Source organism: Pseudomonas sp. LB-090624, from assembly GCF_003205205.1.
Classification (GTDB): Bacteria; Pseudomonadota; Gammaproteobacteria; order Pseudomonadales; family Pseudomonadaceae; genus Aquipseudomonas.
Window position 1 is genome coordinate 35,331 of record NZ_QJRL01000024.1, and the last position, 18,240, is coordinate 53,570.

The following is an 18,240-nucleotide window of genomic DNA, read 5'->3' on the forward strand; positions in this document are numbered from 1 at the left end:
CGCGGTGGAGTCAGCAAAAAAGGCGCCTCTGTTCAGGGAGCCGCCTTTTCTGGTTGGGATTCTGGCTTACAACAAGTCGTACTGCTTGAGCTTCTTGCGCAGGGTGCCTCGGTTCAGCCCGAGCATCTCGCTGGCCTTGGTCTGGTTGCCCTTCACGTAGTTCATCACGCTTTCGAGCAGGGGCGCCTCGACTTCGGAGAGCACCAGGTTGTACACGTCCGTGACGGTCGCGCCTTCCAGATGGGCGAAGTAGTTGTGCAGCGCCTTCTCGACGCTGTCGCGAAGGGTCTGGCCCTCTTCGCTCGGCGTGTTCAGGTGCTGTTTCAGGTTGGCGTTGTCGCTCACGGGCGTTGTTCCACTCACAAAATTCTCGGTCATCATCGTCATGCGGCCACCCCTTGTCCGTCCTCTGTCTCAAGGCTCTGTCGACGCTCGCTGAAAAAACCGCGAACGTTGGCGCACTGCGCTTGTGTGTCTTCCAAAGCGTTGAACCGGGAGCGAAACTCCTTGCCGCCGGGTCGTGTTGCCAGGTACCAGCCAACGTGCTTGCGGGCGATACGTACGCCCATCACATCGCCATAGAAGGCATGCAGCGCGGCCAGGTGCTCTAGCAGGATGCGTTCCACTTCGTCCAGCTGCGGTGCCGGCAAGTGCTCGCCGGTACGCAGGTAATGCTCGATCTCGCGAAAGATCCATGGCCGCCCCTGGGCAGCCCGACCAATCAGCAGGCCATCGACGCCGGTGGCGTCCAGCACCGCCCGGGCCTTTTCTGGCGAGGTGATATCGCCGTTGGCAAAAACCGGGATCGACACCGCCTGCTTGATGGCAGCGATGGTGTCGTATTCGGCCTCGCCGGTGTACAGGTCGGCGCGTGTGCGGCCATGCACCGCCAGCGCCTGGATGCCGGCCTGCTCGGCGATCTTTGCCACGTTCAGGCCGTTCTTGTTCGCCCGGTCCCAGCCGGTGCGGATCTTCAGGGTCACCGGAACATCCACAGCGCCGACCACGGCGTGGAGGATCTCGCTGACCAGGGCTTCATCTCTCAATAAAGCAGAGCCCGCCGCTTTGTTGCAGACTTTTTTTGCCGGGCAGCCCATGTTGATATCGATGATCTGGGCGCCCGCTTCGACGTTGGCCTGTGCCGCCGCAGCCATCATCTGCGCATCACCGCCGGCGATCTGCACCGAGCGGGGCTCGGGATCACCTTCATGGATGCGGCGCAGGCTCGACTTGCGGCTGTTCCACAGGCTCATGTCGCTGCTGACCATTTCCGACACCACCATCCCGGCACCCAAGCGCTGGCAAAGTGTACGGAAAGGCTGGTCCGTAACCCCGGCCATGGGCGCAAGGATCAGGTTATTGCGTAGTGTGTATGGGCCGATGCGTACCGCCGACATAGGTGATCCCTGTTGTGGGGCCGAATCTTGGAGTTCGAAAAAGGGTTGGCATGATACCCGCTCTCGGTGACCGGATAAAGATGGATTTGGATAAAATCTGAACAGTTGTCGGCTTATGACATTTGCTTTGGTTGGCGCGCACCTGTGGGCGCGGCCTTGCGTCGCGATGGGTCGCAAGGCCGCTTCCGAAAGGCGAAGGGCGCGCTGTTTATTCCGGCGAGCGGAAGCTCAGGCTGTAGTTGACCGCCTTCGGCCCTGGGTCAAGGATGTCCAGGGCAATGTGGATCGGTGTCTGGCTGGGCATTTCGCCACGGCCGGCCAGTTCCCCCGACAGGTACTCGCTCGGTTTGAACCGGCGGCTGGCGATCAGTTGGCCGTTGAGGTCGGCGAAGCGCAGCTCCAGCAGCGGGAACGGCTGGGCGAACGGCGCTCGGTTGTAGATGATCGCATCCACGATCAGGGCACCTTTGAAGTCCGGGTGACTGCGCACCACCAGGTTGCTGCTCTTGATCCGGGAAATGTCGACGCGGGTGGGGACCTGACAGCCGACCAGCGGGCAGACTTGCTGGAAGATCGGCCGGTACTGGTCCTGGCGGGCCATTTCGTCGAAGTGGAACCAGACATACTGAAATGCCAGCAAGCCAGCGGCCAGCAGGGTCAGGAAGCCCCACAGCAGACGCTTGCCCCAGTTGGGTGCGGGCTTTTCCCAGCCCAGCTGCAGCGGGTCGTCGACCACATCGACCAGCGGCTCCTTGCGCGACGGGCGCTCGGGTTTGCTGGTCAGGCCCGGCTCCAGGCGTTCGCCGGGTAACGCCTCGACAGGGTCGTCATCGTGCGCCGACAGGTGCAGCGGCAATGGCTCATCGTCGCGGGCGCTCAGGCCTTTTTCCGGCATATCGTCATCGCTGGCACGCAGCGGTTCGCTGAATGCGGGCTGGTCATCGATTTCGGCTGCGCGGTGTACGGGCGGCTCCTCATCGATGTCCAGGTCGAGGTTGCTGCCCAGGGTAGGCTCGGTGCGCTCCCCGGGTTCTGGTTGCAGGTCCAGTGGATCGGGCTGCGGCTCAAGCAGTACCGGTGCCGGCTCCGCTGGAGGAGGCGGCTCGAAGGGGTCATCGGTGGCGGTGCCGAACAGGTCGTGCTCGTGCGCATGCTCGTCCGGGTGCGGATCGTCACGCCGCGCCTGCAACCCGTTATCCGGGTTGACGGGGCGTGCGGGGGCCGGTTGGCCGCGCCGCTCCAGGCGAGCCAGTTCCTGGTCGAGGTCCAGTGCGTCCAGCGCTTGGGCAGTGAGGGCCCACTCTTCGTCCGGCGTTATGCTGCGCTCGCGGCTCAGAGGTTCGGGGGTAACCGCGGGCGCTGGCACTGGCTCGGCAGGCGCCGCGGGTGCCGGCGCCGCTACCGGCACCTCAGGTGCGTTGGCACGGGTTTGCTCCAGCAGTTGCTTGGCGGCGTTGAACACCTGCAGGCAGTGGCCGCAACGCACCACGCCACGCGCCACGCTCAACTGGTGGTGGGTGACGCGAAAGCTGGTCTGGCAATGCGGGCACTGGGTGACGAAACTGTCGGTCATGCGGCGATCCGGGAGCTGTGCAAGAAAGTATTCTAGGCCCGCTTAGCGGCGCCGACCACTGATGCGTACCCAGCCATCGCGGACGACGATCGGGTCCAGGTCGAAGTCTGCAGCGTAGGCGGCAGCCACTTCTTCACCCTGCTCGGCGAGGATACCCGACAGCGCCAGCAGGCCACCTGGGCGGACCAGGCCGGACAGCTGCGGCGCCAGCGACACCAGTGGGCCAGCAAGGATGTTGGCGACCAGCACGTCGGCTTGCATGGCCGGCATGTGCTCGGGCAGGTACAGCGCCAGCTTCTCGTCGGCAATGCCGTTGCGCTGGGCGTTGTCGCGCGAGGCCTCGATGGCCTGCACGTCGATGTCGGTACCCACCGCTTCGCGGGCGCCCAGCAGCAGCGCGGCGATGGCGAGGATGCCCGAGCCGCAGCCGAAGTCCAGCACCTGGGTGCCATCGAGCTGCTGGCCATCGAGCCATTCCAGGCACAGTGCGGTGGTGGGATGGGTGCCGGTGCCGAAGGCCAGGCCTGGGTCCAGCAGCAGGTTCACGGCGGCTTTGTCCGGGGCGTCGTGCCAGCTGGGCACGATCCACAGGCGACGGCCGAAGCGCATCGGCTGGAAGTTATCCATCCAGCTGCGCTCCCAGTCCTGATCTTCGATCACCTCGGCCTGGTGCTCGGGCAACGCGGTGCCAGTCAGCAGGCGCAGGTGGGCGAACACCTGCTCAGGGTCGGCATCGGCTTCGAACAGGGCCAGCAGGTGGGTGTGTGACCACAGAGGGGTGGTGTTCAGGTCTGGCTCGAAAATCGGTTGATCCTCGGCATCCATGAACGTGACCGAGACCGCGCCTACTTCAAGCAGGGCATCTTCGTAGGTTTCGGCTTGTTCCGGGCTGATGGCCAGGCGTACTTGCAGCCAAGGCATGGCGGGCACCTTTGGTAAATCGACAGAAGGCAGCCCCAGGCTGCGCGAAGGCTGGCAGTTTACGCGAGTGCGGGGGGTTTGTAGAGAAGGCCGGGCTCGCTCCTTGTGGGGACGGCCTTGCGTCACGATCGGGCCGCAAAGCGGCCCCGTGTTCCAGCATTTATTCAGGGTCGCATCAGACGAAGCAGAGCGAAAGCGACTCAGCTATATAAGCAGGCTTGTCTTCGCCCTCGATCTCCAGTGTGGCGATCGCCTTTAGCAGCCACTGCCCCGGCTTTTTCTCCGTCACCTCGGCCAGGTCCACCTTCAAACGCACTTGGCTATTCACCTTCACTGGCTGGATGAAACGTACGCTGTCCAGCCCGTAGTTCACGACCATCTTCAAGCCTTGTGGCAGCACCAGAATGTCTTCGATCAGCTTGGGTATCAGGGACAAGGTCAGAAAGCCATGGGCGATGGTGCCGCCAAACGGTGTTTTTGCTGCCTTTTCCGGGTCAACATGGATGAACTGGAAGTCGCCGGTAGCCTCGGCGAACAGGTTGATGCGCTGCTGGTCGATCTTCAGCCAAGCCGAGCGCCCCAGCTCCTTACCAACGTATTGCGAAAGCTCTGTAACCGGTACATAGGGCATCGCGGACTCTCCCGATTGTCAGTTGGTACGAAAGTGCAAGATCAGCACGGCGAACCGCTTCAGTCAAGTTACCCGCTTTTCGGCGAATATCGGTCTATTGCCCCGCGTGCTTATAATGACGGCCATGCCCGAGGGAGATGCTTATGCTGTTGCGTGGTTTGACCTGGCTGGTGCTGTTCCAGTTGCTGGGGACGGCGATCAATCATCTGTTGGTGCCGTTCCTGCCGGGGCCGATCATCGGCCTGTTGCTGCTGTTGTGCTTCCTGATGGCCCGTGGCGAAGTCGGTAAGCCGCTGAACGAAGCAGCCGGCAGCCTGCTGCGCTACCTGCCGCTGTTGCTGGTGCCACCGGCCGTGGGGGTGATGGTGTATGCCAGGGACATCGCCGCCGATTTCTGGGCGATTGCCGGCGCCTTGCTGATCTCCTGTCTGCTAACCCTGGTGTTCGTCGGTGTGTTGATGCAAAAGCTCATCCATCGCCAGGGTAAGGGTGAGGAGCAACCATGACGCTTGATTGGCAAGGCACCCTCAGTGCGGTCGTGCATCATCCCTTGTTCGGTATCGGTATTACCCTGGCGGCCTACCAGGTGGTGCTGGCAGCCTACGAGAAGACGCGCTGGATCTTCCTGCAGCCGGTGCTGGTGTCGATGCTGCTGGTGATCGGCGTGCTGCTGGTGTGCGGCCTCGACTACGGCGAATACCGCAAGAGCACCGAAATCATGAACACCCTGCTTGGGCCTGCCACCGTGGCCCTGGCCGTGCCGCTGTATCTCAACCTGCGGCGTATTCGCCAATTGTTCTGGCCCATCTTTACTACGCTGGTAGTCGGGGGCCTGTTCGCCACCTTGTGCTGCCTGCTGCTAGGCTGGTGGTTCGGCGCCGAGCACATGATCCTGATGACCATGGCGCCCAAGTCGGTGACTTCGCCCATTGCCATGCTGGTGGCCGAGCAGATCGGCGGCGTGGCGGCCCTGGCGGCGGTTTTCGTGCTGATCACCGGGGTGATCGGGGCGATCTTCGGCCCGGCGCTGTTGAGCCGCTTTGGCGTGCACAGCCCCGAGGCGCGTGGCATGTCGCTGGGCGTGACCGCACACGCGGTGGGTACTTCGGTGGCCCTGCAGGAAAGTGACGAATGCGGCGCCTTTGCCGCGCTGGCGATGAGCTTGATGGGCGTGGCCACGGCGGTGTTCCTGCCGCTGGCGGTCAGCCTTGTGGCTTGAGGAGTTGTGATGACGCTACCGCTGTTTCCGCTCAATACCGTGCTGTTTCCGGGCTGCTTCCTCGATTTGCAGATTTTCGAGGCGCGCTACCTGGACATGATCGGGCGCTGCATGAAGCAGGGCGAAGGTTTCGGGGTGGTGTGCATCCTTGAAGGCGAACAGGTTGGCAAGGCGCCGCCTGTGGTCGCCTCGATAGGTTGTGAAGCGGTGATCCGCGACTTCGTGCAGCAGGACAACGGACTGCTGGGTATACGCGTTGAAGGTGTGCGGCGCTTCAACCTGGACAGCACCGAGGTGCAGAAGGACCAATTGCTGGTAGGGCAGGTGCAATGGCTGCTCGAGCAGGCGGACAGCCCGTTGCTCGAGGCGGATGACGACCTGCTGGCGCTGCTGGTGGCCCTGGGCGAGCATCCGATGGTTGAAGCCCTGGACATGCCGCGCCAGGTGGACGGGCGCCAGGCGCTGGCCAACCAGCTGGCGTACCTGTTGCCGTTCATGGAAGAAGACAAGCTGGACTTGCTGAGCATTGACTCGCCGCAAGAGCGGCTGGAGGAAATCCAGAAGTTGCTGGAGCGGATTCAGGGTGAGCTGTTCGCCTGACGTTTTTCAGGGGCTGCGCCGGCCTCCCCGCAGCGTGTGCTGCGAAAAGGCCAATGCAGGCGGCATCAATATTGGTATCTAAGCAAGGCCTGCGGCAACGCATGCATGGCAAAGAACGCCAGCAACGCCACACACGCCGGCAGCACCAGCCACCACACCCGTTGCGGCAAGGCCGGTAGCGTCTGCTGTTGCTGCACCAAGGTCAGGCTGAGCGCGCACACGCAGCACGCCAGCAAGGCCCCGGCGAGAATGTCGGTTGGCCAGTGCGCCCCCAGGTATACCCGTGACAGGGCGATCGCCAGCGCCGGAATGCAGCCCAGCATTACCCAGGTCAGGCGCATGCGTGGCGGCTGACCGCGCCCGGCCAGCACCGCCATCACCAGGAAAAAGGCAAAAGACGCCGAGCTGTGGCCGCTGGGCATGCTGTAGCTGGTCAGCGGGTCGGTCAGTACTTCGGGCCTGGCGCGGGCGAACAGCCATTTAAGGCTGCCATTCGCGAGCGCTGTACCCATCAAGGCGCCCCCGGCGAACAGCGCATGGCGCCACTGCCGGGCAAGCAGCAGCAAGCCTGTCAGCAAGCCACCGAGGAAGAACTGGGTCTTGAAGTCGCCCAGGCGAGTGACCAGCACCACAGTGCCGTCAATGGCCTGGCTGCGGTGCTCCTGTACCAGCGTCATCACGCCTTGGTCGAATTCGTGCAGGTAGGGCCAACCGAGGAAAATCCCAGCCAGGGCGAGGAAACTCAACCCCGCGACCAGGCGGGTGCCGTGGCGCTGGTCGCGGATGCTGCTGTTCAGGCTCAGGCCGATCACCACCGCCAGGGTGCCGGCGATAATGCCGGCGTCCAGCCAGAAGCCCTCAGGCAACGGTAGACGCATGGCCGCGCCAGTCGCCCAGCCAGGCAGCAGGTAAGCCACCGACCAGCCGGCGCCGGCCACCAGGCTGACGGCAATGAAGCGCGGCAGCGGCATGTCGAACATGCCGGCGACCATCGGCAGCATGGGCCGTAGCGGGCCGATGAAGCGGCCTACCAGCAGGCTGGCGATACCGTAGCGCTGGAAGTACGTTTCGGCGCTGCCGATCCATTCCGGGTGGTGGCGGAGCAAGGGCAAGCGCCGAATATTCTGGTGGAAGTGCTTGCCCACGGTATACGACAGGGCATCGCCCAGCAGCCCGCCGAGAAAGCCCAGCAGCAGTGTTTCGCCCAGGCTGAAGGCGCCGCTGCCGGCCAGCACCGCAACGGCGAACAGCAACACGGTGCCCGGCACGATGATGCCGGCGATGGCCAGGCATTCAATGCAGGCCACCAGGAAAATTGCCACGCCAAGCCACTGCGGGTTGGCGCTGAGCCAGCCGGTCAGGCTGTCGAGCCATTCGCCCATGTTTAGCTTCCTTGTTCGAGAATGAAGAAATCGCGGCCTTCGACTTGGCCGCGCCGTAATGGGTTCCGCGTGCAGAAACGGGCGTATTCGGCATCGACGAAGCGGTAGGGCAAGTGTTCGTCGCGCCCGTGCGGGATGCCCAGGCGGGCGGCCTGGATCACCTTCGGCACGGCATTGCCGCAGTCCTCCACGTACAGGCGCCCGGTGTCGAAGCGCTGGGCGTCCCAGTGCGGCACTTTCAGGCCCAGAGCGCGGCACAGCAGGGTCTGCCCGGCACACAGGCGCTCATCCGGGCGTAGCCTGCCGCTGGCATCGGGGTTGTTCAGTTGCATCTGCGCCAGGCTGTCGGGCCCCGAGAGGGCGTCCTGCCAAGGGTAGGCCGATTTGATCAGCACCGCGTTGCCAGGGCCGTGGGCGCTGAAGTTCAGCGAATCGCCGCCACGGGCGTAGTACATGTAGATGTGCCCACCGTCGAGGAACAGTGCCTTGCGCTTTTCGGTGTAGCCGAGCGAGGCGTGGCTGCCTTTGTCGGTCAGGTAGTAAGCCTCGGTTTCGATGATGCGCGCGGCCAGCCACAGGTTGCCTTGGCGATGGCGGATGACCTTGCCCAGCAGGGCCTTGGCCAGGGTCTGGGCGTCACGGTCGAAAAAGCTGTCGGGCAGGGCTGGCATGCGGGCAGTTCGTGGCTGGGGAGGCGGGGATGATAGCAATGAATGGCTTAATGGAGGCTGAACCTGCAGGGGTATTGATTGGTATCCATATGTTTCATTGGTAGGGGGCTGGAGGTGTTCGCCTTGGGGTGTTGGGTGTCTGTGAGATCGAGCGCCGCCCGCGCGGCGCATCGCGAGCTGCGCTCGCTCCTACGTTTGTTTCGGGCCAATTATTCCTGGGGAATTTGCGCGCGAACGCCTTGGGGCATGGCTTGCTATCGCGTCGCATGAACAAGGGGGCGCGCGCGTCTGTCACAGGCGTTACTGGCCCGAAACAAACGTAGGAGCGAGCGTAGCTCGCGATGCGCCGCGTGGGCGGCGCTCGCTCTCACAGGCGCCAAACACCTCCAGGCGAACCCCCATTTTCTACCATCCGCCACCCGCCGCTGGGCGTACACCTGCGCGGCAGTTATAATCAGCCGATTTCCCCTTCGCCAAGACACCGAACCCATGACTGAGTCCGTTCTTGACTACATGACCCGCCTGGGTCGCGCTGCCCGTGAGGCCTCCCGGGTGATCGGCCGTGCCAGCACCGCGCAAAAGAACCGCGCCCTGCAAGCCGCCGCCGATGCGCTGGACGCGGCACGAGCCGAGCTCACTGCCGCCAACGAACTGGACCTGGCCGCTGGCCGCGCCAATGGCCTGGAGCCGGCGCTGCTCGACCGCCTGGCGCTGACCCCAGCCCGTATCGACGGTATGATCACCGGCCTGCGCCAGGTGGCCAGCCTGCCGGATCCGGTCGGCGCCATCCGCGACATGAGCTACCGCCCATCGGGTATCCAGGTCGGCAAGATGCGTACACCCCTGGGGGTGATCGGGATCATCTACGAATCGCGTCCGAATGTGACCATCGATGCCGCCAGCCTGTGCCTGAAGTCGGGTAACGCGACCATTCTGCGTGGCGGCTCCGAAGCCATCCACTCCAATCGCGCGATTGCCACCTGCATCCAGCGTGGCCTGGCCGAGGCCGGCTTGCCGGCGGCCGTGGTGCAAGTGGTCGAGACCACCGACCGCGAAGCCGTGGGCGCGCTGATCAGCATGCCCGAGTTCGTCGATGTCATCGTGCCGCGCGGTGGCCGTGGCCTGATCGAGCGCATCAGCCGCGACGCCCGCGTACCGGTTATCAAGCATCTGGACGGTATCTGCCACGTTTACGTCAGCCAGCATGCTGACCTGGACAAGGCCTGGAACGTGGCCTTCAACGCGAAGACTTACCGGTACGGCATCTGCGGCGCGATGGAAACGCTGCTGGTCGACCAGCAGGTTGCCGAGCGCTTCCTGCCGGAAATGGCCCGCCGCTTCCAGGAAAAAGGCGTGGAGCTGCGTGGCTGTGAGCGCACCCGTGCGTTCATCGACGCCAAGCCCGCCACCGAAGACGACTGGCACACCGAGTACCTCGACGCGATCCTGTCGATTCGCGTCGTCGACGGCCTGGACCAGGCGATCGAGCACATCAACCATTACGGCTCGCACCACACTGATTCGATCATCAGCGAACATCAGGGTGAGGCCCGCCAATTCATGGCCGAAGTCGATTCGGCCTCGGTCATGCTGAACACCCCGACCTGCTTTGCCGATGGCTTCGAGTACGGTCTCGGCGCGGAAATCGGTATTTCCACCGACAAGCTGCATGCTCGCGGCCCGGTCGGCCTGGAAGGCCTGACCTGCGAGAAGTACGTGGTGATCGGCGACGGCCAGCTGCGCGGCCAGGGGTCCTGCTGAGTTGAGCAAGGCCCAGGTAGTCCGGCGCATCGGCATTCTAGGCGGCACCTTCGACCCCGTGCACATCGGCCACCTGCGCAGCGCGCTGGAAGTGGCCGAGTTCATGGGGCTGGACGAGCTGCGCCTGTTGCCCAACGCCCGGCCGCCGCACCGCGATACCCCGCAAGTCGCCGCGCTGGATCGCCTGGCCATGGTTCGCCAAGCAGTGCAGGGCGTCGACTGCCTGAGCGTCGATGCCCGCGAGCTGGAGCGGGACAAGCCGTCGTACACCATCGATACGCTGGAGTCGATCCGCGCCGAACTGGCCGGCCACGACCAGCTGTTCCTGGTGCTTGGCTGGGATGCCTTCTGTGGCCTGCCTGCCTGGCATCGCTGGGAAGAACTGCTGCAACATTGTCACATCCTGGTGCTGCAACGCCCGGATGCCGACGTAGAACCCCCTGACGAGCTGCGCAACCTGCTGGCTGCGCGCTCGGAGAGCGATCCCACCGCCATGTCCGGCCCGGCGGGAAATATTTCGTTCGTCTGGCAGACACCGCTTGCGGTGTCGGCTACACAGATCCGACAGCTGCTGGCCAGCGGCAAATCGGTGAGGTTCCTGGTGCCGGACGCCGTACTGGCCTACATCGAGGCGCACGAACTGTATCGTGCGCCTAACTGACGGTGCCTCTGGCGCCTCATCCAACGAGTTGAACGAGTTTTATATGACCAAGCAGAAAATTTACGGCGAAGAACTGGTCGCAGTGACCAAGGCAGCGCTGGAAGACGTCAAGGCCCAGGACATCCAGGTCATCGACGTGCGCGACAAGCACAGCCTGACCGACTACATGATCATTGCCACGGGTACCTCCAACCGCCAGATCAACGCGATGGCCGAAAAGGTTCGCGAAGCCGTCAAGGCCAAGGGCGCCCAGCCACTGGGCGAAGAAGGCAAGGGTGACAGCGACTGGGTACTGCTGGACCTGAACGACGTCATCGTGCACATGATGACCGCCGCCGCCCGTCAGTTCTACGACCTGGAGCGCCTGTGGCAGGGTGCCGAGCAAAGCCGTGCCGCCGATGGCAAGCACCACAGCCCGGACCATGCCCACGAGTACTCCGACAAGCTCAAAGACCGCGAATAAGGAAAGCGCTGTGCGTCTGCGCCTGATCGCGGTCGGCTCGCGCATGCCGAAGTGGGTCGAGGAAGGCTGGCATGAATATGCCAAGCGCCTCCCTGCCGAGCTGTCGCTGGAGCTGGTGGAAATCCCGCTGAACACCCGTGGCAAGAATGCCGATGTCGCCCGCCTGATCCGTCAGGAGGGCGAAGCCATGCTGAGCAAGGTGCAGCCCGGGGAACGCATCGTTACCCTCGAGGTCCATGGCAAGCCGTGGAGTACCGAGCAGCTGGCCACCGAGCTGGACCGCTGGCGGCTCGATGCGCGCACGGTAAATTTGATGGTGGGGGGCCCGGAAGGCCTGGCGCCGGAGGTTTGCGCGCGCGCCGAGCAACGTTGGTCGCTGTCGCCGCTGACCCTGCCGCACCCGTTGGTAAGGATACTCATCGGCGAGCAGATCTACCGCGCCTGGACCGTGTTGTCCGGGCACCCTTACCACAAATGAGCCTGTAAGCAGTCCGATGTCGCAGCCGATCCGTCTCAAGGACCACGAGAAAGACGCCCGCCTGGTGCGCAACCGCGTCGTGGTCGGCGCAGTGGCGATCATGTTGCTCATCTGCGTGTTGATTGCGCGGCTGTACTACTTGCAGATCATCCAGTACGACTACCACTCGACGCTGTCGGAAAACAACCGGGTGCATGTGCAGCCGATTCCGCCGACACGCGGGCTGATCTTCGACCGTAATGGTGTGATCGTGGCCGACAACCGGCCCAGCTTTAGTCTGTCGATGACCCGCGAACGTGCCGGTAATTGGCAGGAAGTGCTGGATACCATCGTCGAAGTGCTGGAACTGACCGACGACGACCGGGCGTTGTTCGAGAAGCGTATGCGCCAGGGGCGCCGGCCGTTCGAGCCGGTGCCGATCCTGTTCGAGCTCAACGAAGAGCAGATCGCCCGCGTCGCGGTTAACCAGTTCCGCCTGCCAGGCGTGGAAGTGGTGGCCCAGTTGGTGCGGCATTACCCGCAGGGTGCGCATTTCGCGCATTCGGTGGGTTATGTGGGGCGGATCAACGAGAAAGAGCTCAAAACCCTTGATCCGGTCAACTACAGCGGCACCCACCACATTGGCAAGACCGGCATCGAGCGCTTCTACGAGGACGCCTTGCATGGCCAGGTGGGTTACGAGGAAGTCGAGACCAACGCCCGTGGCAGGGTGCTGCGGGTGCTCAAGCGCACCGACCCCAAGCCGGGCAAGGACATTGTGCTGAGCCTGGACATCAAGCTGCAGGAGGCCGCCGAAGCCGCTCTGGGTGGCCGGCGTGGCGCGGTGGTGGCGCTCGACCCGCGTACCGGTGAGGTGCTGGCGATGGTCAGCCAGCCAAGCTTCGATCCCAACCTGTTCGTCACCGGCATCAGCTTCAAGGCCTATGCCGAGCTGCGCGACTCGATCGACCGGCCGCTGTTCAACCGCGTATTGCGCGGCCTGTACCCGCCCGGTTCGACCATCAAGCCGGCCGTGGCTATCGCGGGGCTCGACAGTGGCGTAGTGAATGCCGGCAGCCGGGTGTTCGACCCAGGCTACTACCAATTGCCCAACTACGATCACAAGTACCGTAACTGGAACCGCTCGGGCGATGGCTGGGTCGACCTGGACACCGCGATCATGCGTTCCAACGACACCTACTTCTACGATCTTGCACACAAGATGGGCATCGATCGGCTGTCCAGCTACATGAACAAATTCGGCATTGGCCAGCGGGTTTCCCTCGACATGTTCGAGGAATCCTCCGGGTTGATGCCGTCGCGCGAATGGAAGCGCGCCACTCGTCGCCAGGCCTGGTTCCCTGGCGAAACCCTGATTCTCGGTATCGGCCAGGGCTACATGCAAGCCACCCCGCTGCAACTCGCCCAAGCGACTGCACTGATCGCCAACAAAGGCGTGTGGAACCGCCCGCATCTGGCCAAGACCATCGAGGGCCTGCCGCCGGTGGACGAGAACCCGATGGAAAACATCGTGCTGCGTGACAAGTCAGACTGGGCCAAGGTTACCCATGGCATGGAGCAGGTGATGCACAACGCCCGTGGTACCGCGCGCAAGGCTGCTGCCGGTGCCCAGTACCGCATTGCCGGCAAGAGCGGTACCGCCCAGGTGGTGGCGATCAAGCAGGGCGAGAAGTATGACCGCAACAAGCTCCAGGAGCGTCACCGCGACCACGCACTGTTCGTCGCCTTTGCCCCAGCCGATGACCCGAAGATCGTGGTCTCGGTGATGGTCGAGAACGGTGAGTCCGGCTCCGGTGTCGCGGCGCCCGTGGTCCGCCAGATCATGGACGCCTGGCTGCTCGACGAAAACGGCCGGCTCAAGCCCGAGTTCGCGCCAGCCACCGTTACCCAGGAATCGTCCCTGTGATGAACAATTTCGATCGCATGCTCTCCAGCGAGGATGTGATGCGTCGGCGCGCCAGCTTTCTGCAGCGCATCCATGTCGACGGCCCCTTGCTGATCATCCTGCTGACCCTCGCAGCCGGCAGCCTGTTCGTGCTGTATTCGGCCAGTGGCAAGAACTGGGACCTGCTGCTCAAACAGGCCACGTCGTTCGGTATCGGGCTGGTGTCGATGTTCGTCATCGCCCAGCTGGAGCCGCGATTCATGGCCCGCTGGGTGCCCTTGGCCTACCTGACCGGGGTGCTGTTGCTGGTGGTGGTGGACGTGATGGGCCATAACGCCATGGGTGCCACGCGCTGGATCAACATCCCCGGGGTGATCCGCTTCCAGCCGTCGGAATTCATGAAGATCATCATGCCCGCGACCATTGCCTGGTACTTGTCCAAGCGGACATTGCCGCCGCACTTGAAACATGTGGCGATCAGTCTGGTGCTGATCGGTGTGCCGTTCATCCTGATCGTGCGCCAGCCCGACCTGGGAACGGCGCTGCTGATCCTCGCCTCCGGCGCCTTCGTGCTGTTCATGGGCGGGCTACGCTGGCGCTGGATCCTCAGCGTGCTGGCGGCGACGGTGCCGGTGGCGGTGGCGATGTGGTTCTTCGTCATGCACGACTACCAGAAACAGCGGGTATTGACCTTTCTCGACCCGGAAAGCGACCCGTTGGGCACCGGCTGGAACATCATTCAGTCCAAGGCGGCGATCGGCTCGGGCGGGGTGTTCGGCAAGGGCTGGCTGCTCGGCACCCAGTCGCACCTGGACTTCCTTCCGGAAAGCCATACCGACTTCATCATTGCCGTGCTCGGCGAGGAATTCGGCCTGGTCGGTATCTGCCTGCTGCTGATTGTCTACCTGCTGCTCATCGGCCGTGGCCTGATGATCACCGCCCAGGCGCAGACCCTGTTTGGCAAGCTGTTGGCAGGCAGCCTGACCATGACCTTCTTTGTATACGTGTTCGTCAATATCGGAATGGTCAGCGGCCTTCTGCCCGTGGTGGGCGTGCCGCTGCCCTTTATCAGCTATGGCGGAACATCGTTGGTGACGCTGCTGTCAGCGTTTGGCGTGCTGATGTCGATCCACACGCACCGCAAATGGATCGCGCAGGTTTGAATAAGGTGAACAATTTCATGCAAGCAGTGCGTAACTGGGCTGCCCGTTGTGTGCCGTGGATCGGCGCGGTGGGCCTGTTCGGCGCTGTACAGCTGGCCCATGCCGGCGATTACCAGGGCTCGCCACAGGTGGCCGCGTTCGTTGGCGAAATGAGCCGCGATTACGGTTTTGCCCCTGAGCAACTGATGGGTGTGTTCAGTGAGGTACAGCGCAAGCAGTCGATCCTCGATGCCATTTCGCGTCCGGCCGAACGGGTCAAGCCGTGGAAGGACTACCGGCCGATGTTCATTACCGACGCGCGCATCGCCCGCGGCGTGGACTTCTGGCGCCAGCACGAGGCTGTGCTGGCCCGTGCCGAGCAGCAATACGGCGTACCGGCGCAGTACATCGTCGCCATCATTGGCGTCGAAACCTTCTTTGGCCGCAACACCGGTAACTACCGGGTGATCGATGCGCTGTCGACCCTGGGCTTCGACTACCCGCCACGGGCCGAATTCTTCCGCAAGGAACTGCGCGAGTTCTTGTTGCTGGCGCGTGACGAGCAGCTCGATCCGCTGACACTCAAGGGTTCCTATGCAGGGGCCATGGGCCTGCCGCAGTTCATGCCAAGCAGCTTCCGCAACTACGCGGTGGACTTCGACGGCGACGGCCACATCAATATCTGGAACAACCCGGACGATGCCATCGGCAGCGTCGCCAGCTACTTCAAGCGCCACGGCTGGGTGGCCGGGGAGGGCGTGGTCAGCCGCGCCTGGGTCGAGGGTGCGCGGGCCGACGAGGGCTTGACCACTGGCATCGAACCGGTCAAGACGGTCGGGGAGTTGCGCACGCTTGGCTGGTCGGTTCATGATTCGCTGCGCGATGATCTGCCGGTTACAGCCTTCCGCCTTGAAGGCGATAGTGGCCCCGAGTACTGGATGGGGCTGAAGAACTTCTACGCGATCACTCGCTACAACCGCAGCGTGATGTATGCCATGGCGGTGCATCAGCTTGCGGAACAGCTGGTTCAAGTACGGGGCGTCAAGTAATGCGCGCAATCATCTCTGGCAACTCTTTCAAGCTGCTGACCTGCCTCGCCGTCGGCGTGGTGCTGGCTAGCTGCTCCTCCAATCGCCCGACCCAGCAAAGCAGCGGCAACGTCGTGCGTAGCCAGCCGGGCCTGGATATCAACCGGGCGCACAAGGACGGCGCACCGTGGTGGGACGTGGATGTGAACAAGATCCCCGACGCCACGCCGACCGTGCACACCGGCAACTACAAGGCCAACCCGTATACGGTGTTGGGCAAGACCTATTACCCGATGCAGGACTCGCGCAACTACCGCGCCGAGGGCACCGCGTCGTGGTACGGCACCAAGTTCCACGGGCAGAACACCGCCAATGGCGAACTGTACGACCTGTATGGCATGAGCGCGGCTCACAAGACCCTGCCTCTGCCGGCCTACGTCAAGGTGACCAACCTCGCCAATAACCGCAGCGTCATCCTGCGGGTCAACGACCGTGGCCCCTTCTATTCCGACCGCATCATCGATTTGTCCTACGCCGCGGCAAAAAAGCTCGGTTATGCCGAGATCGGTACCGCGCACGTACGCGTCGAGGGCATCGACCCGCAGCAGTGGTGGGCCCAGCGTGGCCAGACCCCGCCGATGGTGCTGAAAGAGCCGCAAGTGGCGCAGACCCAGGCGATCCCGGCCACTACCGGTCGTGTCGAGCAATGGACCCCACCGCCACAGCAGCATGCGGCGCCTGTGGTGCCGGTGCAGGTGGGTGGCAACAACGTACCTGGCGGCAACGGCGGCAGCTTCCTGCAGGTGGGGGCCTTCGCCAACCCGGACGCCGCCGAGTTGCTGCGGTCCAAGCTCAGCACCATGGTCAGCGCGCCGGTGTTCATCAGCTCTATCGTGCGCAACCAGCAGACCCTGCATCGGGTGCGCCTGGGGCCGATCGGCAGCCAAGGCGAGATACAACAGGCTCAAGACAGCATTCGCCTGGCGAACTTGGGGCAGGCCAAGCTGGTCACAGCTGACTGACTGTGGGGGCGGGCTTGCCCGCGGAGAAGGCGGCACCAAACTGTCGGTTTTGTCATGAATTGCCGGGCGCAGGCATGTACAATGTCGGCTTTTGCCCGCAGTGACATAACGCCGCACTTTGCTGGGCCAGGCCCTCGGCCATAAAACTAGACTGACTGGCGCTGGGCACATGATCTTGCCCAGGGAACATCAGACCATTAGCGATTTTCGAGAGACGGATGAACATCACCAACCTTGCCAAACGACTTTGCCTGCCCGTACTGCTGATGATCACGCCTGCCGCCTTCGCGGCTGAGCAGATGACACCTGCACCACCGCAACTGGCAGCCAAGTCCTACGTACTCATGGACGCGTCCAGCGGCAACGTGCTGGTCGAGAACAACGGTGACGAGCGCCTGCCGCCAGCCAGCCTGACCAAGCTGATGACTGCCTACATCGCTACCCTGGACATCCGTCGCGGCCAGATCGGCGAGAATGACCCGGTTACCGTCAGTGAAAACGCCTGGCGTACCGGCGGTTCGCGCATGTTCATCAAGGTGGGCAGCCAGGTAACGGTCAGCGACCTGCTGCACGGCATCATCATCCAGTCCGGCAACGATGCCTCGGTCGCCCTGTCCGAGCACATCGCCGGCAGCGAAGATGCCTTCGCCGACATGATGAACAAGACGGCTGCCGACTTGGGCATGAGCAATAGCCACTTCATGAACCCGACCGGCCTGCCGAACCCGGAGCACTACTCGTCTGCCCACGACATGGCGATCCTGGCCCGTGCGATCATCAACGTCGACCCGGCCCACTACGCCATCTACTCGCAGAAAGAGTTCTTCTGGAACAACATCAAGCAGCCTAACCGCAACCTGCTGCTGTGGCGTGACAAGACGGTCGACGGCCTGAAAACCGGTCACACCGAAGAAGCCGGCTACTGCATGGTGGCTTCGGCTGTGCGCGACGGCCAGCGCCTGATCGCCGTGGTGTTCGGCACCAACAGCGAGCAGTCGCGCGCTGCCGAGACCCAGAAGCTGCTGACCTATGGCTTCCGCTTCTTCGAAACCCAGACCTTCTACCAGAAGGGCACCGAGCTGACCCAGGCACCGGTCTGGAAAGGCGCCTCCAGTGTCGTCAAGGCGGGCCTGGCCGACGACCTGACCATGACTATGCCTAAAGGCCAATTGAAGCGTCTGCAGGCTTCGATGACCATGAACCCGCAAATTACTGCACCAATCGCCAAAGGTGACGTGATCGGTAAAGTGGAAGTCAAACTGGACGAGCAAGTGGTTCACAGCGCCGACCTGATCGCCCTCGATGGTGTCGAGGAAGGTGGTTTCTTCCGCCGTATATGGGATAGCATCCGTCTATTCTTCTATGGCTTGTTCAACTGATACGTGACCTGCAAGCCCCCGCAGATC

The 18,240-nt window shown here is 63.3% G+C and carries 19 protein-coding genes; 12 read left to right on the top strand and 7 right to left on the bottom strand.

From position 1 onward, the window contains the following. Positions 1–66 precede the first annotated feature (66 nt). The 5 genes from fis to DMX11_RS19635 all read right to left on the bottom strand — a co-directional run bounded on the left by fis (position 67) and on the right by DMX11_RS19635 (position 4,522). Positions 67–387 (bottom strand): DNA-binding transcriptional regulator Fis, encoded by a 321-nt coding sequence (gene fis, locus DMX11_RS19615; RefSeq protein ID WP_003249693.1) that lies wholly within the window; start codon positions 385–387, stop codon positions 67–69. Continuing rightward, complete coding sequence (dusB, locus tag DMX11_RS19620; protein ID WP_110746016.1) at positions 384–1,397, bottom strand: tRNA dihydrouridine synthase DusB; 1,014 nt, start codon at positions 1,395–1,397, stop codon at positions 384–386. Before dusB ends, fis begins: the two co-directional genes overlap by 4 nt. A gap of 208 nt (positions 1,398–1,605) precedes the next feature. Next, positions 1,606–2,970: a DUF3426 domain-containing protein gene (locus DMX11_RS19625; protein WP_110746017.1), complete on the bottom strand. Its 1,365-nt coding sequence runs from the start codon at positions 2,968–2,970 to the stop codon at positions 1,606–1,608. Positions 2,971–3,012: 42 nt separating this feature from the next. Continuing rightward, positions 3,013–3,891 (bottom strand): 50S ribosomal protein L11 methyltransferase, encoded by an 879-nt coding sequence (prmA, locus tag DMX11_RS19630; RefSeq protein WP_110746018.1) that lies wholly within the window; start codon positions 3,889–3,891, stop codon positions 3,013–3,015. Positions 3,892–4,066: 175 nt separating this feature from the next. Then, positions 4,067–4,522, bottom strand: coding sequence for a MaoC family dehydratase (locus tag DMX11_RS19635; RefSeq protein ID WP_110746019.1), 456 nt, complete (start codon positions 4,520–4,522; stop codon positions 4,067–4,069). Between the two features lie 143 nt (positions 4,523–4,665). Between DMX11_RS19635 and DMX11_RS19640 the strand changes: the two genes are divergently transcribed. The 3 genes from DMX11_RS19640 to DMX11_RS19650 are packed head-to-tail and all read left to right on the top strand — an operon-like array spanning position 4,666 to position 6,341. After that, positions 4,666–5,028, top strand: a complete 363-nt coding sequence (locus tag DMX11_RS19640) for a CidA/LrgA family protein (RefSeq protein WP_110746020.1) — start codon at positions 4,666–4,668, stop codon at positions 5,026–5,028. Further along, positions 5,025–5,741 (top strand): LrgB family protein, encoded by a 717-nt coding sequence (locus DMX11_RS19645; RefSeq protein WP_110746021.1) that lies wholly within the window; start codon positions 5,025–5,027, stop codon positions 5,739–5,741. The genes DMX11_RS19640 and DMX11_RS19645 overlap by 4 nt, the downstream gene beginning before the upstream one ends. A gap of 9 nt (positions 5,742–5,750) precedes the next feature. Continuing rightward, positions 5,751–6,341 carry an LON peptidase substrate-binding domain-containing protein gene (locus DMX11_RS19650; RefSeq protein ID WP_110746022.1) on the top strand — a complete coding sequence of 197 codons (591 nt, stop codon included), beginning with the start codon at positions 5,751–5,753 and terminating at the stop codon, positions 6,339–6,341. A 65-nt stretch (positions 6,342–6,406) separates the two neighbouring features. Here the strand turns inward: DMX11_RS19650 and DMX11_RS19655 are convergent, their stop codons facing one another. Both DMX11_RS19655 and DMX11_RS19660 read right to left on the bottom strand, forming a co-directional pair. Then, on the bottom strand, positions 6,407–7,723 hold the full coding sequence (locus DMX11_RS19655) for a bifunctional DedA family/phosphatase PAP2 family protein (protein WP_110746023.1): 1,317 nt from the start codon (positions 7,721–7,723) through the stop codon (positions 6,407–6,409). 2 nt (positions 7,724–7,725) lie between these two features. After that, positions 7,726–8,394, bottom strand: coding sequence for a DNA-3-methyladenine glycosylase (locus DMX11_RS19660; RefSeq protein ID WP_110746024.1), 669 nt, complete (start codon positions 8,392–8,394; stop codon positions 7,726–7,728). A 489-nt stretch (positions 8,395–8,883) separates the two neighbouring features. Between DMX11_RS19660 and DMX11_RS19665 the strand changes: the two genes are divergently transcribed. The 9 genes from DMX11_RS19665 to DMX11_RS19705 all read left to right on the top strand — a co-directional run bounded on the left by DMX11_RS19665 (position 8,884) and on the right by DMX11_RS19705 (position 18,213). Beyond that, a complete protein-coding gene (locus tag DMX11_RS19665) occupies positions 8,884–10,155 on the top strand; it encodes a glutamate-5-semialdehyde dehydrogenase (RefSeq protein WP_110746025.1) in 1,272 nt (423 codons plus the stop codon). A gap of 1 nt (position 10,156) precedes the next feature. Then, entirely contained in the window at positions 10,157–10,816 is a 660-nt protein-coding gene (gene nadD, locus DMX11_RS19670) for a nicotinate-nucleotide adenylyltransferase (protein ID WP_110746026.1), read from the top strand. A 43-nt stretch (positions 10,817–10,859) separates the two neighbouring features. Then, on the top strand, positions 10,860–11,279 hold the full coding sequence (gene rsfS, locus DMX11_RS19675) for a ribosome silencing factor (RefSeq protein ID WP_003249719.1): 420 nt from the start codon (positions 10,860–10,862) through the stop codon (positions 11,277–11,279). 10 nt (positions 11,280–11,289) lie between these two features. Then, positions 11,290–11,757, top strand: coding sequence for a 23S rRNA (pseudouridine(1915)-N(3))-methyltransferase RlmH (gene rlmH / locus DMX11_RS19680; protein ID WP_003249722.1), 468 nt, complete (start codon positions 11,290–11,292; stop codon positions 11,755–11,757). 16 nt (positions 11,758–11,773) lie between these two features. Continuing rightward, positions 11,774–13,663 carry a penicillin-binding protein 2 gene (gene mrdA / locus DMX11_RS19685; protein WP_110746027.1) on the top strand — a complete coding sequence of 630 codons (1,890 nt, stop codon included), beginning with the start codon at positions 11,774–11,776 and terminating at the stop codon, positions 13,661–13,663. Positions 13,664–13,701: 38 nt separating this feature from the next. Beyond that, positions 13,702–14,805: a rod shape-determining protein RodA gene (gene rodA / locus DMX11_RS19690; RefSeq protein ID WP_042139378.1), complete on the top strand. Its 1,104-nt coding sequence runs from the start codon at positions 13,702–13,704 to the stop codon at positions 14,803–14,805. Positions 14,806–14,822: 17 nt separating this feature from the next. Next, the gene (gene mltB / locus DMX11_RS19695) at positions 14,823–15,833 is read left to right on the top strand and encodes a lytic murein transglycosylase B (protein WP_110746053.1); all 1,011 of its coding nucleotides are present in this window, start codon (positions 14,823–14,825) and stop codon (positions 15,831–15,833) included. Then, positions 15,833–16,834, top strand: coding sequence for a septal ring lytic transglycosylase RlpA family protein (locus tag DMX11_RS19700; protein WP_110746028.1), 1,002 nt, complete (start codon positions 15,833–15,835; stop codon positions 16,832–16,834). The genes mltB and DMX11_RS19700 overlap by 1 nt, the downstream gene beginning before the upstream one ends. A 218-nt stretch (positions 16,835–17,052) precedes the next feature. Beyond that, positions 17,053–18,213 carry a D-alanyl-D-alanine carboxypeptidase family protein gene (locus DMX11_RS19705; RefSeq protein WP_110746029.1) on the top strand — a complete coding sequence of 387 codons (1,161 nt, stop codon included), beginning with the start codon at positions 17,053–17,055 and terminating at the stop codon, positions 18,211–18,213. Positions 18,214–18,240: the final 27 nt, after the last annotated feature.